The sequence below is a fragment of the Pseudomonas sp. ASL3 genome (assembly GCF_056680425.1).
In genome coordinates, this window is record NZ_CM155281.1 from 201,047 (window position 1) to 226,458 (window position 25,412).

The 25,412-nt window shown below is 58.2% G+C and carries 21 protein-coding genes; 7 read left to right on the forward strand and 14 right to left on the reverse strand.

The genetic code is table 11. The features are described from left to right. Positions 1-6 precede the first annotated feature (6 nt). From AC1MEE_RS00925 to AC1MEE_RS00950, 6 genes are all read right to left on the reverse strand, one after another. Positions 7-510 (reverse strand): DoxX family protein, encoded by a 504-nt coding sequence (locus AC1MEE_RS00925; protein WP_480413286.1) that lies wholly within the window; start codon positions 508-510, stop codon positions 7-9. 150 nt (positions 511-660) lie between these two features. Then, a complete protein-coding gene (locus AC1MEE_RS00930; RefSeq protein WP_480413288.1) occupies positions 661-1,362 on the reverse strand; it encodes an ABC transporter ATP-binding protein in 702 nt (233 codons plus the stop codon). Continuing rightward, complete coding sequence (livG, locus tag AC1MEE_RS00935; RefSeq protein WP_480413290.1) at positions 1,363-2,130, reverse strand: high-affinity branched-chain amino acid ABC transporter ATP-binding protein LivG; 768 nt, start codon at positions 2,128-2,130, stop codon at positions 1,363-1,365. Then, positions 2,127-3,395 (reverse strand): high-affinity branched-chain amino acid ABC transporter permease LivM, encoded by a 1,269-nt coding sequence (locus AC1MEE_RS00940; RefSeq protein WP_480413291.1) that lies wholly within the window; start codon positions 3,393-3,395, stop codon positions 2,127-2,129. The genes livG and AC1MEE_RS00940 overlap by 4 nt, the downstream gene beginning before the upstream one ends. Then, entirely contained in the window at positions 3,392-4,321 is a 930-nt protein-coding gene (gene livH / locus AC1MEE_RS00945) for a high-affinity branched-chain amino acid ABC transporter permease LivH (protein ID WP_480413294.1), read from the reverse strand. Before livH ends, AC1MEE_RS00940 begins: the two co-directional genes overlap by 4 nt. 224 nt (positions 4,322-4,545) lie before the next feature. After that, positions 4,546-5,673, reverse strand: a complete 1,128-nt coding sequence (locus AC1MEE_RS00950; RefSeq protein WP_480413296.1) for a branched-chain amino acid ABC transporter substrate-binding protein — start codon at positions 5,671-5,673, stop codon at positions 4,546-4,548. Positions 5,674-6,014: 341 nt separating this feature from the next. Here AC1MEE_RS00950 and AC1MEE_RS00955 point away from each other — a divergent pair, with 341 nt between their 5' ends. Next, positions 6,015-6,320: a DUF2288 domain-containing protein gene (locus tag AC1MEE_RS00955; protein ID WP_480413298.1), complete on the forward strand. Its 306-nt coding sequence runs from the start codon at positions 6,015-6,017 to the stop codon at positions 6,318-6,320. Positions 6,321-6,513: 193 nt separating this feature from the next. On the opposite strand, the gene AC1MEE_RS00960 is transcribed toward AC1MEE_RS00955, so the two are convergent. Both AC1MEE_RS00960 and AC1MEE_RS00965 read right to left on the reverse strand, forming a co-directional pair. Continuing rightward, positions 6,514-8,697 carry a hypothetical protein gene (locus tag AC1MEE_RS00960; RefSeq protein WP_480413299.1) on the reverse strand — a complete coding sequence of 728 codons (2,184 nt, stop codon included), beginning with the start codon at positions 8,695-8,697 and terminating at the stop codon, positions 6,514-6,516. Positions 8,698-8,868: 171 nt separating this feature from the next. Further along, complete coding sequence (locus AC1MEE_RS00965) at positions 8,869-11,043, reverse strand: putative bifunctional diguanylate cyclase/phosphodiesterase (protein WP_480413301.1); 2,175 nt, start codon at positions 11,041-11,043, stop codon at positions 8,869-8,871. 332 nt (positions 11,044-11,375) lie between these two features. On the opposite strand from AC1MEE_RS00965, the gene AC1MEE_RS00970 reads away from it, so the two are divergent. Beyond that, complete coding sequence (locus tag AC1MEE_RS00970; protein WP_480413302.1) at positions 11,376-12,722, forward strand: spinster family MFS transporter; 1,347 nt, start codon at positions 11,376-11,378, stop codon at positions 12,720-12,722. Between the two features lie 76 nt (positions 12,723-12,798). Here the strand turns inward: AC1MEE_RS00970 and rapA are convergent, their stop codons facing one another. Beyond that, entirely contained in the window at positions 12,799-15,645 is a 2,847-nt protein-coding gene (rapA, locus tag AC1MEE_RS00975; RefSeq protein ID WP_480413304.1) for an RNA polymerase-associated protein RapA, read from the reverse strand. Positions 15,646-15,862: 217 nt separating this feature from the next. Here rapA and AC1MEE_RS00980 point away from each other — a divergent pair, with 217 nt between their 5' ends. After that, on the forward strand, positions 15,863-16,198 hold the full coding sequence (locus tag AC1MEE_RS00980; RefSeq protein WP_480413306.1) for an aspartate-semialdehyde dehydrogenase: 336 nt from the start codon (positions 15,863-15,865) through the stop codon (positions 16,196-16,198). A 138-nt stretch (positions 16,199-16,336) separates the two neighbouring features. On the opposite strand, the gene AC1MEE_RS00985 is transcribed toward AC1MEE_RS00980, so the two are convergent. The 3 genes from AC1MEE_RS00985 to AC1MEE_RS00995 form a co-directional block, all read right to left on the reverse strand. Beyond that, complete coding sequence (locus AC1MEE_RS00985; protein WP_480413308.1) at positions 16,337-17,539, reverse strand: aminotransferase class V-fold PLP-dependent enzyme; 1,203 nt, start codon at positions 17,537-17,539, stop codon at positions 16,337-16,339. Then, on the reverse strand, positions 17,536-18,006 hold the full coding sequence (locus AC1MEE_RS00990; RefSeq protein WP_480413310.1) for a RidA family protein: 471 nt from the start codon (positions 18,004-18,006) through the stop codon (positions 17,536-17,538). Before AC1MEE_RS00990 ends, AC1MEE_RS00985 begins: the two co-directional genes overlap by 4 nt. Before the next feature lie 87 nt (positions 18,007-18,093). Continuing rightward, complete coding sequence (locus tag AC1MEE_RS00995; RefSeq protein WP_480413311.1) at positions 18,094-19,014, reverse strand: LysR substrate-binding domain-containing protein; 921 nt, start codon at positions 19,012-19,014, stop codon at positions 18,094-18,096. Positions 19,015-19,185: 171 nt separating this feature from the next. On the opposite strand from AC1MEE_RS00995, the gene AC1MEE_RS01000 reads away from it, so the two are divergent. Both AC1MEE_RS01000 and ccoM read left to right on the forward strand, forming a co-directional pair. Next, entirely contained in the window at positions 19,186-19,347 is a 162-nt protein-coding gene (locus tag AC1MEE_RS01000; protein WP_480413313.1) for a hypothetical protein, read from the forward strand. A 154-nt stretch (positions 19,348-19,501) separates the two neighbouring features. Then, complete coding sequence (gene ccoM / locus AC1MEE_RS01005; protein WP_480413315.1) at positions 19,502-19,612, forward strand: cytochrome c oxidase subunit CcoM; 111 nt, start codon at positions 19,502-19,504, stop codon at positions 19,610-19,612. Positions 19,613-19,881: 269 nt separating this feature from the next. Here ccoM and AC1MEE_RS01010 read toward each other — a convergent pair whose 3' ends face one another. Both AC1MEE_RS01010 and AC1MEE_RS01015 read right to left on the reverse strand, forming a co-directional pair. Next, a complete protein-coding gene (locus AC1MEE_RS01010; protein ID WP_480413317.1) occupies positions 19,882-20,352 on the reverse strand; it encodes a MaoC family dehydratase in 471 nt (156 codons plus the stop codon). Between the two features lie 58 nt (positions 20,353-20,410). Continuing rightward, the gene (locus AC1MEE_RS01015) at positions 20,411-21,355 is read right to left on the reverse strand and encodes an alpha/beta hydrolase (RefSeq protein ID WP_480413318.1); all 945 of its coding nucleotides are present in this window, start codon (positions 21,353-21,355) and stop codon (positions 20,411-20,413) included. Positions 21,356-21,555: 200 nt separating this feature from the next. On the opposite strand from AC1MEE_RS01015, the gene fadD2 reads away from it, so the two are divergent. Together fadD2 and fadD1 are read left to right on the forward strand one after the other, a co-directional pair. After that, positions 21,556-23,244: a long-chain-fatty-acid--CoA ligase FadD2 gene (gene fadD2, locus AC1MEE_RS01020; RefSeq protein ID WP_480413320.1), complete on the forward strand. Its 1,689-nt coding sequence runs from the start codon at positions 21,556-21,558 to the stop codon at positions 23,242-23,244. Between the two features lie 359 nt (positions 23,245-23,603). Continuing rightward, positions 23,604-25,295 carry a long-chain-fatty-acid--CoA ligase FadD1 gene (gene fadD1, locus AC1MEE_RS01025; RefSeq protein ID WP_480413322.1) on the forward strand — a complete coding sequence of 564 codons (1,692 nt, stop codon included), beginning with the start codon at positions 23,604-23,606 and terminating at the stop codon, positions 25,293-25,295. Positions 25,296-25,412 lie beyond the last annotated feature (117 nt).

Consider the following 25,412-nt stretch of genomic DNA (forward strand, 5'->3'; position numbering starts at 1 on the left):
GCAGGATCAGCGAAAGCGCTTGGCTAGCAAGTGGTCGATCGACAGTACCCCAGGCCCCTTGGCCATCAGATACAACATGACCGCCGCCCAGGTGGCATGCGTCGGATAGGCGTCGGGATAAACGAAAATCTCGATGACCAGCGTCATGCCGAGCAGGGCCAGCGCTGAAAATCGCGTTGCCAGCCCAACTAGCAGCAGCACCGAGAAAAAGTGCTCGGAAAAAGCGGCCAGGTGCGCGGCCAGCTCAGGCGAAATCAGCGGCAGATTGTATTCGGTCTGGAACAACGGAATCGTCGAGTCCGCCAATCGTGGAATGCCCAGGTTGAACGTGCCGGTAAACAGATCGATGGCGAAGTTCTGTACTTTGGTCTGCCCGGATTGCCAGAACACGGCGGCGATACCAAAGCGACCCATAAAGGCGATCAAGCTGTGAGGGATCGCCTCGAACAGCGCAATGATTCGATTGATCAGCCGTACTGCAAGGCCGCTGGGTTGTGCTTGAACGTTCATGGCGTCGCCTTTTTGTTGTCTGTAAGTGGATGATCGCGTACTTATCCCAGTAGAGAACATTGGTGGGTCGTTGTTACAACGGCAGGGAAAAGATTTCATTCAGCATAAAAAAACGGCCCGCAGGCCGTTTTTTCACATCACAACTACTGATTAACCGCCCAGATATGCATCCCGCACTTTTGGGTCAACCAGCAACTCTTCACCGGTACCTTGCATGACCACGCGGCCGTTCTCCAGCACGTAGGCACGGTCGGCGATCTTCAAGGCCTGGTTGGCGTTCTGTTCTACCAGGAACACCGTTACACCGTCGCGTCGCAGCTGTTGGACGATCTCGAAAATCTGCTGAATGATGATCGGTGCCAGACCCAGTGACGGTTCATCGAGCAGTAGCAGCTTGGGTTTACTCATCAACGCACGGCCGATGGCGAGCATCTGCTGTTCGCCGCCGGACATGGTGCCACCGCGCTGATTGAAGCGTTCCTTGAGCCGGGGGAAGAGCTGCAAGACCTTGTCCATTTGCTCTTGGTAATCACCTTTCGAGGTGAAGAAACCGCCCATGGCCAGGTTCTCTTCCACGGTCAGCCGCGCGAACACACGACGGCCTTCGGGCACCACAGCAATGCTTTTACGCATGATCTGCGACGATTCCAGACCGACCAGCTCTTCGCCCATGTAGCGGATGCTGCCGCTGTGGGCTCGCGGCGAACCGCACAGCGTCATCAGCAGGGTGGATTTGCCGGCGCCGTTGGCGCCGATCAGCGTGACGATCTCGCCCTGATTAATCTCGACATTGACCCCGTGCAGTGCCTGGATCTTGCCGTAGAAGGTGGAAACGTTTTCGAAATGCAGCATTTACGCTTCCCCCAGGTAGGCTTTGATCACTTCAGGATTGTCGCGGATCTGTTCAGGCGTGCCGTCGGCCAGGGGGGTGCCCTGATTGATCACCACGATATGGTCGGAAATGCTCATGACCAGTTTCATGTCGTGTTCGATCAGCAATACCGTGGCGTTGTGCTCATTGCGCAAAACGCCGATCAGCGCTTTGAGGTCTTCGGTTTCACGCGGATTCAGGCCGGCTGCCGGTTCGTCGAGCATGAGAATGCGCGGGCGCGTCATCATGCAGCGGGCGATTTCCAGGCGGCGTTGCTGACCGTAGGCCAGGGTGCCGGCAGAACGGTTGGCGAATTCCTTGAGGTTGACCCGTTCCAGCCAATGCTCGGCATAGTCCATTGCCTCACGCTCGCTCTTGCGGAACGCAGGGGTCTTGAACAGGCCCGCCAGGAAGTTGGTGTTGAGGTGACGATGCTGAGCGACCAGCAGGTTCTCTACCGCCGTCATTTCCTTGAACAGACGCACGTTCTGGAATGTGCGCACCACGCCCTTGCGCGCGATTTCATGGCCGGCCAGACCTTCGATCGCTTCGCCGTTCAGCAGGATGCTGCCGGACGTGGGTTTGTAGAAGCCGGTCAAGCAGTTGAATACCGTGGTCTTGCCAGCGCCGTTCGGGCCGATCATCGACACCACTTGTTTTTCGTTAACGGTCAGGGACACGCCATTGACCGCCAACAAACCACCAAAGCGCATGGTCAGACCGCTGACTTGCAGAATCGGGCGGCTCATTGGTCCAGCTCCGCTTTCAATTTCATTTGGGGACGTTGCATTGGCAGCAGACCTTGCGGACGCCAGAGCATCATCAGCACCATCACGGCGCCGAACATCAACATGCGGTATTCGCTGAAGTCACGCATCAGTTCAGGCAGCAGGATCATCACGATGGCTGCGAGGAGAACGCCGAGTTGCGAGCCCATTCCGCCCAGAACGACGATGGCAAGGATGGTGGCGGACTCGATGAAGGTGAATGACTCCGGCGTTACCAGCCCTTGGCGTGCGGCGAAGAAGCTTCCGGCGAAACCGGCAAAGCAGGCACCGAGGGTGAAGGCCGAGAGCTTGATGAGGGTAGGGTTCAGACCCAGCGCGCGGCAGGCGATTTCGTCTTCACGCAGCGCTTCCCAGGCACGACCGAGGGGCATGCGTAGCAAGCGGTTGATGACGAACAACGCCAGCAGGGCCAGCAACAACGCGACCAGATACAGGAAAATCACCTTGTTCACCGAGTTGTAGGCAATGCCGAAATACTCGTGAAAGGTCTGCATGCCTTCAGCCGCCGTTTTCTCGAACGACAGGCCGAACAGGGTCGGTTTCGGGATGTTACTGATGCCGTTCGGGCCACCCGTAAGGCCGGTCATGTTACGCAGCAACAGACGGATGATCTCACCGAAACCCAGGGTCACGATCGCCAGGTAGTCACCGCGCAGTCGCAATACCGGGAAGCCCAGCAGGAAGCCGAACAACGCCGACATCATCCCGGCGATGGGCAGGCAGATCCAGAAACCGAACCCGAAGTAATGCGAGAGCAGGGCATAGGTGTAGGCGCCGACGGCGTAGAAGCCGACATAACCCAGATCGAGCAGCCCGGCCAGACCGACCACGATGTTCAGCCCCAGGCCGAGCAACACGTAGATCAGGATCAGTGTGGCGATATCCACCGCACCGCGCGAGCCGAAGAACGGCCAGACCAGCGCCAGCAGAATCAGTCCGAGGACGACCCAGCGTTGAGTGCTGGGCAGGGTCAGGAAGTTGCTGGCCTTGGCGGGAATCAGCGGCATGCCCGGCGTCGATCGCCAGACCGCGCTGATCTGTTCGTGGAACATCACCCGCAAAAACATCGCGATAGCGCAGCCGAATATGGCAGCCAGCATTGCGTTGCTGGTACCGATGACGGCCAGATTGACGCCTGTGATTTCCAGCTTCAGGCCGAGGATCGGGTAGGCGACTGCCAACACCAGCAAGGCGCTGAAAAACGCCGATTTGAGATTCCTGATCATACTTTTTCAACCTCCGGACGGCCGAGCAGGCCGGTCGGCCGGACCAACAGCACTAATACGAGAAGAGCGAACGCCACCACATCCTTGTATTGGTCGCCGAAGACATCGGCACCAAAGGCTTCGGCCACGCCGAGCACCAGGCCACCGAGCATGGCGCCGGGGATACTGCCGATACCGCCCAGTACTGCGGCGGTAAATGCCTTGATTCCGACGAGGAAGCCGGCGTTGGGGTTGATCACGCCGTATTGCATGCTCAGCAATACCGCAGCGACCGCTGCCAGCGCGGCACCGATGACGAAGGTCAGGGCGATGATGTTGTTGGTGTTGATGCCCAGCAGGTTGGCCATCTTGATGTCTTCAGCGCAGGCGCGACAGGCACGGCCCAGACGAGAGCGGGAGATGAACCAGGTCAGCGCGAGCATGGCGACCAATGTCACGATGAAGATCAGAATCTGCATGTAGGAAATCACCACCTCTTGCGAGTTGGAGATACCAAACACGAAGTTGCCGGGAATCAGGTTGGGAATCGATTTGTCTTTCGAGTCTTGAGAGAGCAAGACCGTGTTCTGTAGAAAGATCGACATACCAATGGCCGAGATCAGCGGGATCAGCCGGTTGCTGCCGCGTAAAGGGCGGTAGGCAACACGCTCGATGGCGTAGCCGTAGGCACTGGTGACGACGATGCTCGCGACGAAGGCGGCGGTGATCAGCAGTGGCAGGCTGTCCAGACCGAGCATGGTCAAGCCGGCCAGGGCGATGAATGCCACGTACGAGCCGATCATGTACACCTCGCCGTGAGCGAAGTTGATCATGCCGATGATGCCGTAAACCATGGTGTAGCCAATGGCAATCAAGGCATAGGTGCTGCCAATGGTCAGACCATTAACCAGCTGTTGGAAAAAGTGATAGATGTCTATCTCAGGCATTACAGCGCTCCTAAAAACCTACAGGGTGTTTCACTGGAGAGGTCGTTACCGCTCGCGCGTCATGGTATTCGTCCACGTTTGACGTGAGCCCGGTGAATCACTGGTGACGGTTTCAAGATTTTCAGGGGGGAAGAGTTGCTATAGCGCAGGGCTCGACCCGTTAACTCGTAAAACAAAGCCCACTGTGGATGCAGTGGGCTTTGGGTGAGTCACAAGCTAGCCGCTTATTTCATCGGAGCTTCGGTTTTGGTGCCGTCTTTGTGCCAGGTGTAGACCACGAATTTGAAGTCTTTCAGGTCGCCCTTGGTGTCGTAGCTCAGGTCGCCAGTCGGGGTCTTGAAGGTGCCCGCGTGAATGGCGGCTGCCACTTTGGCGGTGTCTTCGCTTTTGGCTTTCTCGATACCGCCGGCAATCACTTCAACCGCGGCGTAGGCCGGGAACACGAACGGGCCGCTTGGATCTTCTTTCTTCGCAGCAAACGCGGCAACCAGAGCCTTGTTGGCTGGATCCTGGTCGAACGATTTCGGCAGAGTCACCAACAGACCTTCGGAAGCATCCTGAGCGATCTGGGAGATCGACGCGTTACCCACGCCTTCTGGACCCATGAAGCCAGCTTTCAGGCCTTTCTCTTTAGCCTGACGCAGGATCAGACCCAGTTCCGGGTGGTAGCCGCCGTAGTAAACGAAGTCGACGTTGGCTTGTTTCATCTTGGCGATCAGCGAGGAGAAGTCTTTGTCGCCAGCGTTGATGCCTTCGAACAGGGCGACTTTCACGCCTTTGCCTTCGAGGGTTTTCTTCACGGCAGTCGCGATGCCTTCACCGTACTGTTGCTTGTCGTGGATGACAGCGACGACTTTCGGTTTGACGTGATCGGCAATGTAGTTACCGGCGGTTGGGCCCTGAGCACTGTCCAGACCGATGGTACGGAAGACCATTTTGTAGCCGCGCGTAGTGATATCCGGGTTGGTAGCAGCCGGGGTCACCATGATCACGCCTTCGTCTTCGTAGATATCGGAAGCCGGTTGAGTCGAGCTGGAGCACAGGTGACCGACAACGAATTTCACGCCGTCGTTGACAACTTTGTTGGCGACCGCGACCGCTTGTTTCGGATCACAGGCATCATCGTATTCAACGGCTTCGAGTTTCTTGCCATCGACGCCGCCTTTGGCGTTGATCTGCTCGATGGCCATTTTCGCGCCACTGAACTGCATATCGCCGTATTGGGCGACAGCGCCAGTTTTAGGGCCGGCGATACCGATCTTGATGGTATCTGCAGCGAACGAATGGCTGGCAACCCCAGCCAGAACCAATGCGGCAAACAGCTTGGAAATCTGCTTAGTACCCTTAGTCATGATGCTCCACTCTTGTGTTGTAATTTTTATAATCCTGGCGGCCAAAGCTGCAGGACCGGATTTAAAAACGCCCGGTCATCCCCCCGGCAACTGTACCGGTACAGTGTAGAGCGCCGGTTTGTCGCTTGAAAAGCTGGCTACCGGGGGCAAAACCGAATGATGTCGCTTAATTGACAGAAAGATACAGAATCGCACCGGCTTCTGGCACTCGCAGGCTGCACAAGTGAGTCAGCACCCCGCAAACGTTTCTGAACCTCTCGAGCAATCAACCACTTAAATCTGGGTTTGTCTGTAGAAACTGCGGCGTTATGATTACGCCGATTTTCTTTTTGGTGAAACCCATGACGCAAGAACCTAGCACCCTCTATGCCAAATTGCTCGGCGAAACGGCTTCGATCACCTGGAGTGAATTGCAACCATTTTTTGCGAGGGGTGCCCTGTTGTGGGTCGAGGCGCCTCTGGACTTAATCGAGGTTGCAGAGGCCGTGGCCGAGAATCAGGCCGAGAAAGTGGCCGCGTGGCTTGCAGGTGGGGAGGTCAGCAAGGTGTCTGAATCAAGGGCGCTGGATCTTCTTGAGCGCGATCCACCCCTGTGGGCAGTCGTCGTGGCGCCTTGGGTGTTGATCCAGGACAGGGCGCAGGCTTGATTGAATGCCCTTGATTGGTGCTAGTTGTCTGATGAGTGGGTAGGGCGGTAACCCGACCGTCAGATAGATGGCAATGTGCCGTAGCGAAAAGTCCCATCTGATCAAGCTGTTCGCAGGCAAGCCTGCTCCCATAGAGATCGCGATTCTTTGTGAAAGAGCAGTCTGTGGGAGCAGGCTTGCCTGCGAACGGGGCTTAATACGCCGTCTTGCCCGTATGTTGATTAAGCGAGATGACCCGCGTCTTGCCGATGCGATGACGGTAAATCTCGCGCAGGTATTTGACGGCCTTTTTCACGCTGTCGCGAGAGATGCGGATGTCGTTGATCGAGACGAACTTGGATTTGTCGTCGATCAGTTCGCGGTACTTTTTCTCGTACATCGGCTTGATCGCGTACCAGTTGGTGTCGAGGATCTTCGCCGGGTTTTCGTATTCATTGAGCAGGTCATCGATACGTCCTTCATCGAAATGGTCGCTGACGATGAAATCAAGAATGGCGTTGTCCAGCGTGTCGTCGAACCGGTATTCGGTCCGGGCGAAGCAGCGCTTGATAAAGGCCACGATCAGCGTCAGGAAGTCATCGGACAGGCACGGGCTTTTCGCGATCAGCGTGGTCAGCGACAGGTTGGCCGACGCACCGATGACCAGGGCGTAGCGCTTGAGCGTGGTGTTGGGGAACAGATTGTTGAGGTGGGTCTTGAGTCGGTTCAGGTCCATGTAGGACAGCTTGTAGTCCTTGGGCAGCGAAACGATCGAGACCACCGACGAGCAGTTCTTGAAGAAGTGCAGATCGTGCAATGCCGCCGCGTCGTAGCCGGACGCCTTGTACTGCTCCAGCGCCGCGCGATAACGCTTGGACTCGATCGGCAGCAGGCTGATCCCTTCAATGGCCTGGGTCACTTTGTTGAAGTGCGGCAGATCGATGGAGCGGAAGAACAGGTCGTCGATGTTCAGCCGTGGTTGTTCTTTCTCGAACACCTTGAACTTGTCCGAACTCGGCGCCGGTTGCGCCGGCACTACCGATTCGGCGTATGCAATCGCCACCGGCCCGGCCAGGCTCATGAACAAGTCATTGGCGTCCAGGCGAATGGTTTCGCCGATGTCGATCCCGGCCCGCCGGAAGTAGTTTTGGTCGTAATCGGTGGTGACCGCCTGAGCGGTCAGGATGTTGAAAATCTGCTGTGAGATGTACTGGTTGGCGTGACGCTCCATGGCGTTGACGTCGATGTTCTCGATGTTGCCGTCATCGCTCTCTTCGGCGTAACGCATGATGTCGTTGGAGATCAACATCATTGCGTTCCAGGGGCGGATACGGCCCATGACACTGGCTTCGCTGCTATCTTCGTTCTCGAAGTTGTAAGAGAAGTCCCATTCCTCAGCCAGATACTTGCACAGCAGACGTCCGGCGTTGATGTGCAGGGCTTCGGACATTTCACTACGGTGATCGGAAATGTTCGGCAGGATGCAGATACCGCTGGTGAAGATCGGCTCGAAGACGAAAGAGCGGCCGCGCTTGCCGTCGTTTTCACTCGCAGGTTTGGTATCGAACGTTTTGTTCATGTACGAATACTGCTGTGCCAGACCGAACTCCGAGGCCATGCCTGAACCGGTGCCGCCGCCCGCGCTGAAGATGTAGAAATACAGGCGCGACTGGTTGGCCTTGATCCCGCAGGAGTCGATCAGGTACGAGTGGATCAGCTTCCAGTCGGCACTGGAAAAGTGTTGGGTGTCCTTGTTCAGGATGATCTTGGCCAGGTACTGGCCGAGAATCGGCGCGTTGCCTGCGCCGCCGGCATGGACCTCGGACAGGTCCATGATTTTCATTTTGCTGTAGTCATTGATGAAGCCGCCTTTCTCGCCCTTGCGCGAGAAACGGATGCGCCCGGCGATGTCCTTGTCCAGGTCGCCGAGCATGACCAGGGGCTCCACCAGGAATACCGGCTTGCTGGCCTTGTTCTGTACCAGACGCAGGTTGTTCCGAATCCAGCGCGCCGGGCTGTAGCCTTTTTCGTCGGCCAGCAGGTCTTCGTTGCTGAACTGGTTGAGGTAGAACTTGCGCGCGTTGTACACCAATTCAGCGACATCCAGCGCGATGTTCGATCCACAACGGCCCAACCCGATCAGGCACACCGACGGGAACTGTTGGTCGCGGCGCATTTCGTTTTCGTCTTCGATGTGGGGCGAAGGCGGAAACACAATGTCACGCAGACCGTCGAGGTTATCGAGGATGCGGTCGGTGTCGGTTTCGGTGAAATACAGGTATTGCTGGGCCGGCATTGGCTGCGGGCTGTAGAGGCTTCGCGAGACTGCGTTTTTTTCGGTGGGGGCGATAGACAGGAGTTCTGATACCGCGCTGGCCGGATCGTTTTTATGGGTCATCGTGCGCCATGTGCCTGGAGAGGATGGCTGCTCGATTGGTGTCATCGCGCCATCATTGAGAGGGAAATTACGACTTTACAGTGCGTGATTGGCTTGAGCGATAGGGTTTACCCCTAGTCGGACCCAGGGGTTTTCCTTGTTCGGGTATGGTCGGCTAAAAAACCACGATTTTTAATCTGACCAGGCGGGCTTGCGTTGATTGAGCGCTTGCAACAGCGGGTGCAAGGTGTCGAGCGGCGCGGGTTTGCTGAACAGATAGCCTTGCGCGTAGTCGCAGCCGTACTCGCTGAGAAACGCCAGTTGTTGTGGGGTTTCCACGCCCTCGGTCACCACTTTGAGGTGTAGGGTGTGCGCCATGACGATGATTGCCTGGACGATTTCCATGTCCTGGGGGGACATGGGAATGTCCAGAATGAACGATCGATCGATCTTCAAGGTGTTCAGCGGCAGGCGCTTCAGATAGGCCAATGATGAATAGCCCGTGCCGAAGTCATCAATGGACAACGACACGCCCAACGAGCGGATCTGTTTGAGTAGCACGATGGTGTTGCTGATGTTGCTCATCAGTGCGTTTTCGGTCACCTCCAGCTCCAGCCGCTGTGGCGCGACGCCAGCGGTTTTCAGGGCGACTTCGATTTCATCGGCCAGTTCTTCCCGGGCCAGATTCAGTGCCGAACAGTTCACGGCGATAATCAGCCGCTCGAAGCCGTTGTCGTGCAGCAGGCTCAGATCCCGGCAGGCGCGTTGCAACACCCAGCTATCCAGTTCGGCGATCAGACCGTTGGCTTCGGCGATACCAATGAAGCGGTCGGGAGTCAGCAGGCCGTGTTGCGGATGCTGCCAGCGCACCAGCGCTTCGAGTTTGGCGACATGCCCGGTCTGCAGGTCGACGATTGGCTGGTAGTACAGCAACAGGCCGTCGTCTTCGCGCAGAGCGTTGCGCAGTTCTTCTTCGAGCTGCAGTTCGAGTGTGGCCTTGGTTTTCAGGTTCGAGCTGAAAAAATGCTGACTGTTGCGGCCGCTGTCTTTGGATTCATAGAGCGCCAGGTCAGCGTTTTTCAGCAGTTCTTCGCAGGTCTTACCATCGTCGGGATATACGCTGATGCCAATGCTGGTGGTCATCACCATGCGCCGCCCTGCCAGCTCGATAGGTTCTTTCATTGTCTGCATGACCCGTTGCGCCAGCTGACGAGCTTCTTCGCGGTTGTTCAAACTGATCAGGATGCAGAACTCGTCGCCGCCAAAGCGCGCAACGACATCGTGGCTGCGGGTGGCACTGCGAATATGCGCGGCAATGATCTTGAGCAACTTATCACCGGCGTCGTGCCCGAGGCTGTCGTTGATCCGTTTGAAGTGGTCGATGTCCAGAAACATCACCGCCAGCATGCCCCCGCTCAGGGTTCGTTCCAGCAGTTTCTCGGCGAAGATATGGTTGAAACCGCGCCGGTTGATCAGGTTGGTCAGTGCGTCGTAATGGGCCACTTGCTGCAGTAAAACCCGGGCCTGATCGAGCTGGCTGAGCAGAGCATTGACTCTTCGCAGATCGTGTTCCTTGCTTTGCAGTTTTTTGTCGGCCAGTGCGGCGCTGATGCTCCCGGAAATAATCAGCAATACGATCAAAGCGATGGTCAGGCTCAGTTGCAGACTGTTTTCGGTGGTGGGCAACTGCAGTGAACTGCCAGCCGGGACGAACAGGTTCAGCGACCACATGCCGAGAAAGTGGGTGCTGACGATACCGGCCCCCAGCACCAGACTGGCGCCGGATTTGAGTAACTGATGGAGCAAGCCGCTGCCCTTGCGCAAGCGTCTGGCCAGCACTAACGCGGCGAGACTGGAAAAGATTGCCACCAGGATCGACAGGGTAAATAAGCGCGGCTCGTAGTATTGGGTGGCGTTGGAGCGCAGCGCCGACATGCCGACGTAATGCATGGCGGTGAGGCCCAGGCCGATCAAGATCGATATCTGCGCGTACTGGCTGATGCTCAGTGATTGGCGACTGAGGGCGTGCATCGCCACCCGTCCTGTGATCAGCGCAATCAGTAACGAGGCGACGGTGACGGGCAGTTCGTAATGGATTTCGATCGGTGCCTGGAAAGCCAGCATGTTAATGAAGTGCATCGCCCATATGCCACCGGCCAGGCACATGGCGCCGAGCCAGCGCCACAGCCGCTGGGCCTCGGGGTTTTCCACATGGCCGACCCGATCGGCCATATCCAGTGTGGCGAAGCTGGCGGCACAAGCGATCAGGTAAGCGAGCAAAACCAGAAAGGGATTGTGGTTGCAATCAAGTAGTAGCTGCCCATTCGCCGGCAGCTCGGCGAGAAAATGCAAACCCAGCCAACCCATAGCGTGCCCCATTCACTCAACAGCAGGGTCGCCACGGTCATAGAGACGGTGGCAAGTCGCTGGGGAGTATAGGAGCTGAGTGGCGCGCCCTGGAGGTAATGGCACTTTGATGCTAACGATTTTGGCATTACGGTTATATCCAATGATTCTAAAGCTGTGGGCATCCGCCCATGACCCGTTATCAGCGTCACGAATGTTTACAGACAGTGTTGCTTGCGGGTTCTAGATTGCAATTTCCAGGCTCGGCTGCGGCAGGCTTGAAGTTCGCGAGCTCGTTGTCGGTTGGGTGTGTTGAAGGCCAATTGAATAACAATAAAAGAGACGGACCCTACATGCAGAACTCGACCCAAGCGGGGAATGCCTGGCGCATTCTGTTCCTGCTGTTCCTGGCAAATCTATTCAATTTCTATGACCGCACCATTCCGGCGATCATCATCGAGCCTATCCGTATGGAGTGGCATCTGAGCGATTTTCAGATCGGTATCATCGGTACCGCTTTTACCATCGTGTATGCCATCGCCGGACTGCCCTTGGGCCGCATGGCTGACACCGGCTCGCGGCGTAAGCTGATGGGTTGGGGTCTGACGGTGTGGAGTGGGCTGACGGCGGCCAACGGTCTGGTCGGCAGCTTCTGGGTTTTTTTGCTGGTGCGCATGGGCATCGGGATCGGTGAAGCCAGCTACGCACCCGCGGCGAATTCGTTGATCGGTGATCTGTTCCCGGCCCATCGCCGCGCGCGGGCCATGGGCATTTTCATGCTCGGCCTGCCTTTGGGGCTATTGCTGGCGTTTTTCACCACCGGCGCGATGGTCAAGGCTTTCGACAGCTGGCGTGCACCGTTCTTTATCGCGGCGCTGCCCGGTGTTCTGTTGGCAATGTTCATGTTCTTTATTCGCGAGCCCAAACGGGGTGCTGCCGAAAGCGTGCGTATCTCTCAGGAGAAAATCGATGCGCCAATCCGTCGGGTGCTGGCGATTCCTACGTTTGGTTGGCTGGTGTTGGCAGGGCTGAGCTTCAACTTCGCCACTTACGCGTGCAATTCGTTCATGGTACCGATGCTGCAACGCTACTTTCTGTTGCCCTTGCAACAAGCTGCGGTAGCGACCGGGCTGATCGTCGGCGTGACCGGGCTGGTCGGCTTGACCCTCGGTGGCTGGATCGCGGACAAGGTCCATCAGCGCTTCGCCAACGGGCGACTGTTGTTTGCCGCCCTCAGTATGGTAGTGGCGACTGCGGCCACCGGTTATGCGTTGCATGCCGGGCGTATTGAAATTGGCCTGTTTGTCGGCGTGTTCAGCGTGGGCTGGCTGTTCGCCTACAATTTTTACACCTGCGTCTACACGGCGATCCAGGACGTGGTCGAGCCGCGCCTGCGAGCCACCGCCATGGCGTTGTTCTTTGCCGGGTTATATCTGTTGGGAGGGGGGCTGGGGCCGGTGGTGGTCGGACTGCTGTCCGATTATTTCGCCCACTCGGCGATGTTGTCGGCAGGTGTCGAGCAGATGAGCGACGTGTTCAAGGCCGACGGGCTGCATGACGCGATGCTCTTGATCCCGGTGGCACTGTTCCTGACCCTGCTGTTTCTGCTCCAGGCGTCGCGCAGTTTCGCCCGCGATGCCGAGCGCATGAAAGCGGGGATGGCGGCGGATGAACCGCAGATGCCAGCGGTAACGGCCTGATAAACCGCGTTTAACCATTCGCAGGCTTGCCTGCGAAGAAATTGATGCGGTGTGTCAGACACACCGCATCAGTCGATCAACCCGCTACCAGCACCCGAATCGCTTCCAGGCGCAGCGCGGCTTTATCGAGCATGGCCAGGCCCTGTTCGCGTTGCTTGCGCAGGGCGACCAGTTCGCTGTCGCGCACGGTTGGGTTGACGGCTTGCAGTGCGGTCAGACGCGCCAGCTCTTCATCGGTATCGGCAGCCAGACGACGTTGAGCTTCAGCCACACGCTCGGCGTGTTTAGGCGCGATCTTGGCCTCGCCCGCATTGATCTGCGGGTTGAGCACATCACGCTGAGCCTGGATGAACTTGTTGGCACTGGCGCGCGGCACGCTTTCCAGCTGTTCATTCAAGGTCACGAACGAGACGCGGCCCGACAGGTCGTTGCCATTGGCATCGAGCAGGCAGCGCAGGGCCGCAGGTGGCAAGTAGCGACCTAGCTGCAACGAGCGTGGCGCAACCACTTCACTGACGTACAGCAGTTCCAGCAACACAGTGCCGGGTTTCAGTGCCTTGTTCTTGATCAGCGCCACAGCGGTGTTGCCCATGGAACCGGCCAGCACCAGATCCATGCCGCCCTGGACCATCGGATGCTCCCAGGTGATGAACTGCATGTCTTCACGAGCGAGCGCCTGATTGCGGTCGTAGGTGATGGTCACGCCTTCGTCATCGCCCAGCGGGAAGCTGGCGTCGAGCATTTTTTCGCTCGGCTTGAGGATCAGCGCGTTTTCCGAATGGTCTTCGCTGTCGATACCAAAGGCATCGAACAGGGTTTCCATGTAGATCGGCAGCGTGAACTGATCATCCTGCTCGAGAATCGCTTCAACCAGCGCTTCGCCTTCGCCAGCACCGCCCGAGTTGAGTTCCAGCAAACGGTCGCGACCACTGTGCAGTTCGCCTTCAAGACGGACGCGCTCATTGCGCGCGTCGTCGACCAGGGTTTGCCATTCGCCGTCATCGCCACTTTCCAGCAGCGGCAGCAGACGCGGGCCGAACTGATGTTGCAGGGCGTTGCCGGTCGGGCAGGTATTGAGGAAGGCGTTCAGCGCTTCGTGATACCACTGGAACAGGCGCTCTTGCGGGCTGGTTTCCAGATAGGGTACGTGCAGCTCGATGATGTGCTTCTGGCCGATCCGGTCGAGACGACCGATTCGTTGTTCCAGCAAATCCGGGTGCGCCGGCAGATCGAACAGCACCAGATGATGGGCGAACTGGAAGTTGCGGCCCTCACTGCCGATTTCCGAACAGATCAGCACTTGCGCGCCAAACTCTTCATCGGCGAAGTACGCAGCGGCGCGGTCACGTTCGAGGATGTTCATGCCTTCGTGGAACACCGTGGCCGGGATCCCGGAACGCACGCGCAGGGCGTCTTCCAGGTCCATCGCGGTTTCGGCGTGGGCGCAGATCACCAGCACTTTGACGCGCTTGAGCATTTTCAGGGTGTCGATCAGCCAGTCGACCCGCGGGTCGAAGCGCCACCAGCGTTCTTCTTCCGTGAGGTCCGGCTGCGACTGGAAGCTGACTTCCGGGTACAGGTCGGCGTGTTCGCCCACCGGCAACTCCAGGTATTCGGCAGGGCAGGGCAGCGGATACGGGTGCAGTTTGCGCTCCGGGAAGCCTTGCACGGCGGCCCGGGTGTTGCGAAACAGCACGCGACCGGTGCCATGGCGGTCAAGCAGCTCGCGAATAAGGCGCGCACTGGCTTCGGTATCGCCATTGGCAACTGCACCCAGCAGGGCCTCACCTTCGGCACCGAGGAAACCGTGGATGGTCTGGTGCGCTTCAGGCGACAGGCGGCCCTGATCGAGCAACTCCTGCACCGCTTCGGCCACAGGACGATAGTTTTCGCTTTCGGCGCGGAAGGCGTGCAGGTCATGGAAACGATTCGGATCGAGCAGGCGCAGACGGGCGAAGTGGCTGTCTTGACCCAGTTGTTCCGGGGTAGCGGTCAGCAGCAGAACACCGGGAATGACTTCGGCCAGTTGCTCGACCAGCGCGTACTCGGGGCTCGCCTGTTCTTCGTGCCACACCAGGTGGTGAGCTTCGTCGACCACCAGCAGATCCCAACCAGCGGCAAACAGTGCGTCCTGGGCTTTTTCGTCTTCGACCAGCCATTCCAGCGCGACGAGCGCCAATTGGGTGTCTTCGAAGGGGTTGCTGGCATCGCTTTCAATAAAGCGCTCGGCGTCGAACAACGCCACTTCCAGGTTGAAACGGCGGCGCATCTCCACCAGCCATTGGTGCTGGAGGTTTTCCGGGACCAGGATCAGCACCCGGTTGGCGCGGCCCGACAGCAACTGACGATGGATCACCAGACCGGCTTCGATGGTTTTGCCCAGACCCACTTCGTCGGCCAGCAGAACGCGTGGCGCGATGCGGTCAGCGACTTCGCGGGCGATGTGCAGTTGGTGAGCGATCGGTTGCGCACGAACGCCGCCCAGGCCCCACAACGAGGATTGCAACTGACGGCTGGTGTGTTCCAACGTGTGATAACGCAGGGAGAACCAGGCCAGTGGATCAATCTGCCCGGCGAACAAACGATCGCTGGCCAGACGGAACTGAATGAAGTTCGACAGCTGGGTTTCCGGCAGGGTGGCGGCTTCGTTATGCCCATTGAGGCCGTGGTAGACCAGGAGACCGTCGACGTCGTCGACTTCGCGTACGGTCATTTTCCAGTTTTCGAAGTGGGTGATCGTGTCGCCCGGCGAAAAACGTACGCGTGTGAGTGGTGCGTTACGCAGTGCGTATTGGCGAGTATCGCCAGTGGCCGGATAGAGCACGGTCAATAAGCGACCGTCCTGCGCCAGAACGGTGCCTAAACCCAGCTCGGCTTCACTGTCACTAATCCAGCGTTGCCCCGGTTGATACTGCTGCGCCATGCTGCCTGACTCCCGCCGTGAAAAAGCCGACTATGTTAACGGAACACTGCGCTCAGCCAAAGGGCACTGTTAAAAACAGCCCGTATTCATTGGATAGGTGCCTTTGCGATGGCTGTGCGAGGCACTTGCTGGCAAGAACATAGTCGAAAGTTTTGCGTCAGGCGGCTCAAGTCGACGAACCGGCAGCCGACAGCTTGCCCACAGGAGAACAATAATCATGCTGCCACCAATGATTCCGCTGAGTGCAGCGCCGATTACTTCGCAACTCGACCCCGTCAAGCAAAGGCCGGATATTCCGCCTGTGGTGCCGGTGCAGCCCAGTTCCAATGAAAGCACCATCGACCTGCGCAATCGCGACCCTGAGCAGACCGCGATGATCCTGCGCGAAGAGCAGCGCCGTCGTCAGGAGAGACAGCGTAATGGCCAGCCAGACGACCCGGAAGAACACTTGGCGGTGCCCGGCGATTCATTGAACGCCGACAACACCGTGCCGGTGGTGGCGTTGATAGATGATGAGCCAAGGCAAGGCTTGTGGGTGGACGTGGAGGTTTGATTCATTCAGATGCACCGCGTCGCCCGCTTCGCGAATGAATTCGCTCCCACAGTGGATTAGCGCCAGGCACGAATGTGTGGGTTGATCACAAATTCTGTGGGAGCGAATTCATTCGCGAAGAGGCCCGCTCAGTCACAATCAATTCCGCGCTGAAATCCCTCTCAACGCTTGAACCAACGCCTCAATCTCCGACCCCACATTCAAATAACTCACCGAAATCCGCCCCACGCTGTCCAGTCCGCGTGCCTGCATGTCCAGTGGTGTATAAGGCACGCCGTTGGCGCCGATGTTGATGCGGTCTCGTGCCAATCGCTCCTTCAGCGAAAACGCATCCCAGCCGCGCAGGTTAAATGCGATCAACCCCGATTGATGGTCCGTTGCGCCCAGGTCATGCAGGGTCAGGCCTTCGATAGCGGACAACTCACGTCGTAACCGACCGGCCAGTTCGCCGATTCGAGTATTGATGCGCGCAATGCCCACAGCCGCCGCTTCCGCCAGTGCATTGTCCAATCCCGCCAACAACGCAAACGACACTTCGCTGGTCTCGAAACGCCGGGCATCGTCGCGCACGCTGAAACCTTCGCCGTCCCAGGGCGCTGAGAGCACGTCGAGGCAAGCCGGCTGCACGTGTTTGAGAAACCCCCGTCGGACATACAGCAGCGCGGTGCCCCGTGGACCACGCAGGAATTTTCGCGCTGAGCCCTTGAGCACGTCGCAGTTGAGGGCTTGTACATCGATTTCGACCTGCCCGAGCGCTTGTCCGGCGTCGATGAAGTAAGGGATGCCGTGGCGCCGGGCGAGCGTGCCGATGGACGCCGCCGGATTGATCAGGCCGCCGTTGGCCGGCAGCCAGGTCAACGCGATCAGGCGCACCCGCACATCGATCATGACCTCCAGTGCGGGCACAGAAACAGCGCCGTCGACGTCACAAGGAATCACCTCGATTCGCGCCCCGGCCTTTGTTGCCTCGGCCATGCACGCCAGATTGCCGCCCCATTCGTGACGACCCACCAGGATCCGGTCGCCTGGGCGCCAAGGGTCCAGGGCATTGAAGGCCGTGCCCCAGGCCGCCGACCCACTACTGCTGAAGGCGATCGAGTCCGGCGTGGTGTTAAGCAGTTGAGCCGCGCTCTGCCGGGCGTTTTGTTGCCGCAATGCGCCGTGTCCGCTGGCCTCCATCGGCCCGCCGCAGGCTTCCCGCGTGAGCTGCTCGACAATGGCATCCAGCGTGGCTTGGCTGGGCAGCGACGCGCCAGCGTGGTTGAAATGAATCATCTGCGCACAACCGGGCGTCACAGAACGTATTCGTTCGATGTCGAGGTCGGACAACGACCTGCTCATGGCCGCAGCTCGAAGATCCCGTCGACTTCCACGGCCACACCGCTGGGCAGGCTCGACACGCCAACCGCCGTGCGCACATGACGGCCCGCATCGCCCAGGGCATTGACCAGCAGGTTCGAGGCGCCGTTGGCGACCATGCCCTGGCGGGTAAAGTCCGGGCTGCACGCCACGAACACCCCCAGGCGAACGGTGCGTACCAGCTTCGACAGATCATCCTCCAGCGCCGCCGCCAATTGAGCGAGCAAGCCCAGCGCTGCCAGTTCGGCCGCCTGGATGCCTTCTTCTTCCGACAGGCTGTCGCCCAGTCGACCAATGAACGCGGGGACGTTGTCGCGCATCGGGATCTGCCCCGAGACGTACAGCAAGTTACCGGTTTGAACCGTGGTGACATAGTTGGCGACCGGTGTGCTCGGAGTCGGCAGTTGCAGGCCGAGGTCGTGCAGGCGTTGCGACAGGCGGTTGGTCATGAGGGCGCTCCTTGGATGAAGCGCCAGCATGAATAGCCCGCAGAAGGGCGACAAACGCAAAGATTTCATCCGATGAATCGAAAATTCTCACCCATGTTGTGCGCACAAAACGCTCAGCCACTGGATGAAGCGCAGGGTTGCTGGGCTCGGTTGTTCGCCGGTGACCAGCCAGTAACCGATCTCGCCTTCATAAGCGGTATCCGGAAACAGTTCGACCAAGGCACCGTCCTCCAGGCGCCGCTCGATCAACCGATGACGGCCCATGGCGACGCCCTGACCAGACACGGCTGCTTCGACCACGATGTTGTAGTCATGCAGCATCAGGTGCTGGGTCTGGCCGATATCCACGTGTTGGCGTTTTGACCAGTCCAGCCACTCGAATTGGGTCTGCGCCTGAGACATCAGCAAAGGGCTGGCGGTCAGCACTTTTGGCGTTCGTTCGGTTTGGCTCGCCAACCACTGCGCCTTGAAGGTGGGGCTGCACACCGGCGACAGTTTTTCCGTCATCAGCCACTGCGCATTGACATTGGCCCAGCCACCCTTGCCGTAGCGAATCGACACGTCGACTTCGCCGCCGGCGACGTCCGCCAGTTGATAGGCAGGCACCAGTTCGACATGGATGTCCGGGTTGTTGACGATAAAGTTCGACAGGCGCGGTGCCAGCCATAAGGTGGCGAATGAGGCCAGCAGGCCGATGCGCAAGGTGCTGGGCTGATCATGGATGCCGCGCACTGCTCGGGTCGCCTCGGCAATGCCTTCCAGCGCCTGGCGAATCTGTCGGTAATACAGCGTGCCGACGTCAGTCAGTCCGATGGCGCGGGTACGCCGGATAAACAGTCGGCACGCCAGATGCTGTTCAAGTTTCTGCACCTGATGACTGAGCGCACTTTGCGTCAGCGACAACTCCCTGGCCGCGTTGACGAAGCTCAAATGCCTGGCGACGGCTTCGAAGGCTCGCAAGGTGAGTAGGGGTGGCAGGTCTTTGTGCAGTTCCTCATGAGGGTTCACGGGGCAGGAGATCCTTGGTGGATTGGGCCTAGCGCAAAGTTTGCGACGAAAGGGGCGGGCGCGGCCAGCGGCTCTGAACATTTTGTCGTGCAAGAACGCTGATCACCGCTAGCCACGGCGGTCGTCCCCAAGCATTATTGACAGCACTCCCGTGTTCAAGACGTACAGGCCATGAGCGAAGACGACAAATTGATAGACTTGGGCGCCGAGCGCGCCAAGCGTACACACGATCTGAATGACAAGCGCCTCAACGAAGTACGTCTGGCCTTCGAGCAGGCGCTGCCGATGGGCAAAGGCAAGAAGAAGCCCAAGGGCAAACCGAAAAAAACCTGATTGCTCGCGCCACCCCTGCCGATTTTTTGATGCAGATCAGTTATTCGCTGCCTGCCGCGCCTCGTCGCGGCCGCTCTTGATCTGGATCAATTTCCCCCACCGTCGCCTTGGTTAACCTAGCTCTATCAAACGGAGCTGGTCAGGGGAGGCGGTTATGTTTCTCGATAATGTGGTTGTCGCCGGGGTTGTCACGGTGGGCCTGATGCTGATGTTTTTCGCAGGCTTCGGATATTTCATCTGGAAGGACTCGCACAAGCGCAAATAAGGCTGAGAGTCGTTCTGGTACATGAGCACGCAAGGCACTTTGGGCGACTTCGGTCGCCTTTTTTTCGATCCTGGAAAAGTGCACAGAACCCCTGTAGGAGCGCGCTTGCCCGCGATGGCCTCGGAGTCGCGTTCGACCGAAGCGGTCCCAAAAATGCTGAGCTCAGTTCTACGGACAGTGTCGACTTTGCTTATTTTGCGACTGCTTCGGTCGAGCACTACTCCAAAGCGATCGCGGGCAAGCGCGCTCCTACAGAGGACTCGCGCCGGTTAACCGATCGTGATGACCGGCAAGGTCGGCAGGGTCACGGTCTGTTGTTTGCGTGGGGCCAGGATCTCGGCTTCGCCGTCCACTACCAGCTCATCACGCTGGTTGAACACGCGGGTAGCGATGCGCACGCGGAATTTTGGCAGCTTTTCCAGAATCTCCAGGCGCACGGTCAGGGTGTCGCCAATCTTTACCGGCTTCTGGAAGCTCATTTGCTGACCGATATAAATAGTGCCCGGTCCAGGCAACTCACACGCCACGGCAGCGCTGATCAGCGCACCGCTGAACATACCGTGGGCGATACGCTCCTTGAACATGGTGTGTGCGGCGAATTCAGGATCAAGGTGCACCGGGTTGTGATCGCCTGACATCGCAGCAAACAACTGGATATCACGCTCTTCGACGGTTTTGCTGTAACTGGCAGTCTGGCCGACTTCAAGAGCTTCGTAAGGCGTATTGGTGACTTGGGTCATGGGGTGATCCTGTGGCGTAATAGTTGACGATTAACGTATCGATGTCTTGAAAAGCTATTCATTCAGTGCGCGGCGGTCGTGGATTTGCCAGCGCCTGCTCGAGCCAGGCGAGTAAATCACGGGTGACTTCATCGCGATTGGTTTCGTTGAGCACCTCGTGTCGCGCCTGCGGGTAAATTTTCAGCTGTAATGCTTGATTGCCCGCCTGAATCAACGCATTGGCAAGGTCTTTGAGACGCTTGCCATCGCTCACCGGATCACATTCGCCACCCATCACCAGCAACGGCAGGCTCGGATCGATCTGAGCGAGGTTCGCCGGTTTACTGATTTGCTGCAAGCCGGTCAGCAGGTCGAGCCAGAATTGGTTGGTGCAGCGAAAGCCGCAAAACGGATCGTTCACGTACCGGTCGACTTCCTGCGGATCGCGACTGAGCCAGTCGAATGCCGTGCGCGTGGGCTTGAACGCCTTGTTGAACGAGCCGAAAGACAGCCATTCGATCAGCGCACTGCGACCGGTCGCGCCCTGGCGCCAACACTCTATCCGGGCGATCAGGCTGGCACTGCGATAGAGCGAAACCGGCTGAAAGTTCGAACCACTGAGAATCGCGCCTTGCAGGCTGGCGCTGTGGTGCAGCATATACGCCTGGGCGATGTAGCTGCCCATGCTGTGGCCCATCAGAAAGATCGGCAGGCCCGGATGTTTCTGACGGATGTATTGGCTCAGACTGGCCAGATCGCCTACCACTTTGCTCCAGCCATCGGCATCGGCGTAATGCCCGAGTATGCCGTGGGCGGCGGTTTTACCGTGGCCGCGCTGATCGGGGGCGTAGAGCGCGAAACCGGCTGCGCTCAAGGCCGCGCCTAAGCGCTCATAGCGGCCGCTGTGCTCGGCCATGCCATGGGACAGCATCACCACGGCCTTGGGCGTGACAGGTGAATGCCAATGGTTGACGTAAAGACGGCTGTGATCACTGGCGTCGAGCCAGAAAGCATTGTGATTCATGGCGATTCCTTGTGCCCCGCATGACATAGGCTTGCATTGTATAGCCCATGGACAAATTGCAGTCCGGCCAGCAACAAGATTCACGTTGTTGATGACGCGCAGCGGGCTATTTGCCTTGTTGACGTTAGCTGCTAACGTCCGGCAAGCCCCGCTTTACAATGCAGCGGGCCAGACGCACTCAGGTAAGAGGACAAAAAACAATGCAACCTGATTTCTGGAACGATAAACGCCCGGCGGGCGTACTCTCTGAGGTGGACCTCGACGCTTACAAGTCGGTGATCGAGGTGTTCGAACGTTGCTGCAAAAAGTTCGCTGACCGTCCGGCCTTCAGCAATATGGGGGTCACTATCACTTACGCCGAGCTGGAGCGTCACTCGGCGGCGTTTACCGCGTACTTGCAACAACAGACCGACCTGCAGCCGGGCGACCGTATCGCCGTGCAAATGCCCAACCTGCTGCAATACCCGATTGCAGTGTTCGGCGCGTTACGTGCAGGCTTGATCGTGGTCAACACCAACCCGCTGTACACCGCTCGCGAAATGCGGCACCAGTTCAAGGATTCCGGCGCCCGCGCGCTGGTCTACCTGAACATGTTTGGCAAACTGGTACAGGAGGTTCTGCCCGACACCGAGATTCAGTACCTGATCGAAGTGAAGATGGGCGATATGCAACCCGCGGCCAAAGGTTGGCTGGTCAATACCATCGTCGACAAGGTCAAGAAGATGATCCCGGTCTATGACTTGCCACAGGCTGTCTCGTTCAAGAGCGTGCTCAAGCTGGGGCGTGGTCATCCTCTGCAAGGGGTCAGGCTCGGCCGCGACAATATTGCCGTGCTGCAATACACCGGCGGCACCACCGGTTTGCCCAAGGGCGCGATGCTGACCCACGGCAACCTGGTGGCGAACATGCAGCAGGTGTATGCCTGCATGATGCAACACGGTCCGGACGGTACCCCGATGTTCAAGCAAGGCAGTGAAGTGATGATCGCGCCACTGCCGCTTTATCACATCTATGCCTTCACCGCGAATTGCATGTGCATGATGGTCAGCGGTAACCATAACGTGCTGATCACCAACCCCAGGGACATCGGCGGCTTCATCAAAGAGCTGAAAAACTGGCGCTTCTCGGCCTTGCTCGGGCTCAACACGCTGTTCGTGGCCTTGATGGAGCACCCGGATTTCAAAAGCCTGGACTTCTCCAATCTCAAACTCACCAACTCTGGCGGTACCGCGCTGGTCAAGGCCACGGCCGAACGCTGGCAGCAACTCACGGGTTGTCGGATCGTCGAAGGCTACGGCTTGACCGAAACCTCTCCAGTAGCCTGCACCAACCCCTACGGCGACAAGGCGCGGCTGGGCACGGTAGGGATTCCGGTACCCGGCACGGCGATGAAGATCACAGACGACCACGGTGTCGAATTGCCGCTTGGCGAACGTGGCGAGCTGTGCATCAAAGGCCCGCAGGTGATGAAGGGCTATTGGCATCACCTGGACGCCACCGCTGAAGTGCTGGATGCCGAGGGCTGGTTGAAAACCGGAGACATCGCGGTGATCGACCCGGACGGCTTTGTGCGCATCGTCGACCGCAAGAAAGACATGATCATTGTCTCTGGCTTCAACGTGTACCCGAATGAAATCGAAGATGTCGTCATGGCTCACCCCAAGGTCGCCAGCTGCGCGGTGATCGGCGTGCCGGACGATCGCTCGGGCGAAGCGGTGAAGCTGTTTGTGGTGGCGCGGGAGTCGGGGGTCAGTCTTGAAGAGCTTAAGGCCTACTGCAAAGCCAACTTCACCGGTTACAAAGTACCCAAGCACATCGTGCTGCGCGATTCATTGCCGATGACGCCTGTAGGCAAGATCCTGCGCCGCGAGTTGCGCGATATCGCCTGATTGATTTCATCCCGTAAAGCGGTGTGCCAGACACGCCGCCTTCGCGAATGAATTCGCTCCCACAGGTAGACCGCGTCCTTCTGTGGGAGCGAATTCATTCGCGAATGGCTTTACGCGCAATGCCCGAAACTCCTCTTTTTTGCCAAATAGTATTTTTGCTCTAAACGTGACTTAAACATATTAATAAGTCATGTTTATGACTGTAGGGGCCACTATTGGCTCTAGGCGACCCTTGGCAAAGCTGCTACTCTCGGCGCGCTTTTGGACCTCTCGGTAAGCAAAAAGCCTGCAACAAAACACAAAAAATCATCGCATTTAAGCGGTGTGTAGAATTCGCTGTCGCTGAGGAGTCGGCTTCCATGATCGAAAATTTCTGGAAGGATAAATACCCGTCTGGCATTGCTGCCGAAATCAATCCTGACGAGTATCCAAATATTCAGGCGGTATTGAAGCAGTCTTGTCAGCGGTTCGCCAATAAGCCGGCTTTCAGTAACCTGGGCAAGACGCTCACTTACGGTGAGCTGTACGAGTTGTCGGGCGCATTTGCTGCTTGGCTACAGCAGCACACTGACCTGCAACCCGGCGATCGCATCGCTGTGCAACTGCCCAACCTGCTGCAATATCCGATCGCTGTGTTCGGAGCTATCCGCGCCGGCTTGATCGTGGTCAACACCAACCCGCTGTACACCGCGCGGGAGATGGAACACCAGTTCAACGACTCTGGCGCCAAGGCGCTGGTGTGCCTGGCGAACATGGCGCATCTGGCCGAGAGCGTGGTGCCCAAGACCAAGGTGCAGCACGTCATCATCACCGAAGTGGGGGACATGCTCTCACCGCTCAAGCGTCTATTGATCAACAGCGTGATCAAGTACGTGAAGAAAATGGTCCCGGCGTATCACTTGCCCAAGGCGATCAAATTCAACGACGTGCTGAGCAAGGGCCGTGGCCAGCTGGTCAAGGACGCTTCGCCTGTCGGCAGCGATGTCGCAGTGTTGCAATACACCGGCGGCACCACGGGTGTGGCCAAAGGCGCGATGCTGACCCACCGCAACCTGATCGCCAACATGTTGCAGTGCAAGGCGCTGATGGGCTCCAACCTGAACGAAGGTTGCGAGATCCTGATCACGCCGCTGCCGCTCTACCACATTTATGCCTTCACCTTTCATTGCATGTCGATGATGCTGATCGGCAACCACAACATCCTGATCAGCAACCCGCGCGACTTGTCGGCCATGGTCAAAGAGCTGTCGAAGTGGAAGTTCAGCGGTTTTGTCGGCCTCAACACGCTGTTCGTGGCGCTGTGCAATAACCAGGAATTCCGCAACCTGGACTTCTCCGCCCTGAAAGTCACCCTTTCCGGTGGCATGGCCTTGCAATTGGCAGCGGCCGAGCGCTGGAAAGACGTCACCGGTTGTGCGATCTGCGAAGGCTATGGGATGACTGAGACCAGCCCGGTGGCAACGGTCAACCCGATCCAGAAGATTCAGGTAGGCACTATCGGTATTCCGGTGCCGTCGACGCTGTGCCGGGTGATCGACGACGCTGGCAATGAACTGCCGTTGGGCGAGACTGGCGAGTTGTGCGTCAAAGGCCCACAAGTGATGAAGGGCTACTGGCAGCGTCAGGACGCCACTGCTGAAATACTCGACGCCGAGGGCTGGTTGAAAACCGGCGATATCGCGATCATCCAGCCAGACGGCTACATGCGCATCGTCGATCGCAAGAAAGACATGATTCTGATCTCCGGTTTCAACGTCTATCCCAACGAACTCGAGGACGTGCTGGTGGCCCTGCCAGGGGTATTGCAGTGTGCGGCCATCGGTATCCCGGACGAAAAATCCGGTGAGGCGGTCAAGATTTTCATCGTGGTCAAACCGGGCGTGACCCTGACCAAGGAACAGGTCATGGAACACATGCGCGCTAACGTCACCGGCTACAAAGTGCCGAAGACCGTGGAATTCCGTGATGCGCTGCCGACCACCAACGTCGGCAAGATCCTGCGCAGGGAACTGCGTGATACAGAACTGAAAAAGCTCGCCCTGAAAAAATAAGCCAAGCGCCACACCCCAAGCCCCGCCGATGCGGGGCTTGGTTGTTTTTGGAAGGGGCCCATAGATCCCCTGTAGGAGCTGCCGAAGGCTGCGATAGGCCGGGGTCGCGGGCGACCG

Excerpts from the sequence above, each read along its gene's own strand:
- AC1MEE_RS00940 (WP_480413291.1), bottom strand. The coding sequence starts at position 3,395 with ATGATCAGGAATCTCAAATCGGCGTTTTTCAGCGCCTTGCTGGTGTTG.
- rapA (WP_480413304.1), bottom strand. The coding sequence starts at position 15,645 with ATGGCGCAGCAGTATCAACCGGGGCAACGCTGGATTAGTGACAGTGAA.
- AC1MEE_RS00985 (WP_480413308.1), bottom strand. The coding sequence starts at position 17,539 with ATGAGCAGGTCGTTGTCCGACCTCGACATCGAACGAATACGTTCTGTG.
- fadD1 (WP_480413322.1), top strand. The coding sequence starts at position 23,604 with ATGATCGAAAATTTCTGGAAGGATAAATACCCGTCTGGCATTGCTGCC.
- AC1MEE_RS00925 (WP_480413286.1), bottom strand. The coding sequence starts at position 510 with ATGAACGTTCAAGCACAACCCAGCGGCCTTGCAGTACGGCTGATCAAT.
- ccoM (WP_480413315.1), top strand. The coding sequence starts at position 19,502 with ATGTTTCTCGATAATGTGGTTGTCGCCGGGGTTGTCACGGTGGGCCTG.
- AC1MEE_RS00955 (WP_480413298.1), top strand. The coding sequence starts at position 6,015 with ATGACGCAAGAACCTAGCACCCTCTATGCCAAATTGCTCGGCGAAACG.
- fadD2 (WP_480413320.1), top strand. The coding sequence starts at position 21,556 with ATGCAACCTGATTTCTGGAACGATAAACGCCCGGCGGGCGTACTCTCT.
- AC1MEE_RS00990 (WP_480413310.1), bottom strand. The coding sequence starts at position 18,006 with ATGACCAACCGCCTGTCGCAACGCCTGCACGACCTCGGCCTGCAACTG.
- AC1MEE_RS01000 (WP_480413313.1), top strand. The coding sequence starts at position 19,186 with ATGAGCGAAGACGACAAATTGATAGACTTGGGCGCCGAGCGCGCCAAG.
- livH (WP_480413294.1), bottom strand. The coding sequence starts at position 4,321 with ATGCCTGAGATAGACATCTATCACTTTTTCCAACAGCTGGTTAATGGT.
- AC1MEE_RS00970 (WP_480413302.1), top strand. The coding sequence starts at position 11,376 with ATGCAGAACTCGACCCAAGCGGGGAATGCCTGGCGCATTCTGTTCCTG.
- AC1MEE_RS00930 (WP_480413288.1), bottom strand. The coding sequence starts at position 1,362 with ATGCTGCATTTCGAAAACGTTTCCACCTTCTACGGCAAGATCCAGGCA.
- AC1MEE_RS00965 (WP_480413301.1), bottom strand. The coding sequence starts at position 11,043 with ATGGGTTGGCTGGGTTTGCATTTTCTCGCCGAGCTGCCGGCGAATGGG.
- AC1MEE_RS00950 (WP_480413296.1), bottom strand. The coding sequence starts at position 5,673 with ATGACTAAGGGTACTAAGCAGATTTCCAAGCTGTTTGCCGCATTGGTT.
- AC1MEE_RS00960 (WP_480413299.1), bottom strand. The coding sequence starts at position 8,697 with ATGACCCATAAAAACGATCCGGCCAGCGCGGTATCAGAACTCCTGTCT.
- AC1MEE_RS00980 (WP_480413306.1), top strand. The coding sequence starts at position 15,863 with ATGCTGCCACCAATGATTCCGCTGAGTGCAGCGCCGATTACTTCGCAA.
- livG (WP_480413290.1), bottom strand. The coding sequence starts at position 2,130 with ATGAGCCGCCCGATTCTGCAAGTCAGCGGTCTGACCATGCGCTTTGGT.
- AC1MEE_RS01015 (WP_480413318.1), bottom strand. The coding sequence starts at position 21,355 with ATGAATCACAATGCTTTCTGGCTCGACGCCAGTGATCACAGCCGTCTT.
- AC1MEE_RS01010 (WP_480413317.1), bottom strand. The coding sequence starts at position 20,352 with ATGACCCAAGTCACCAATACGCCTTACGAAGCTCTTGAAGTCGGCCAG.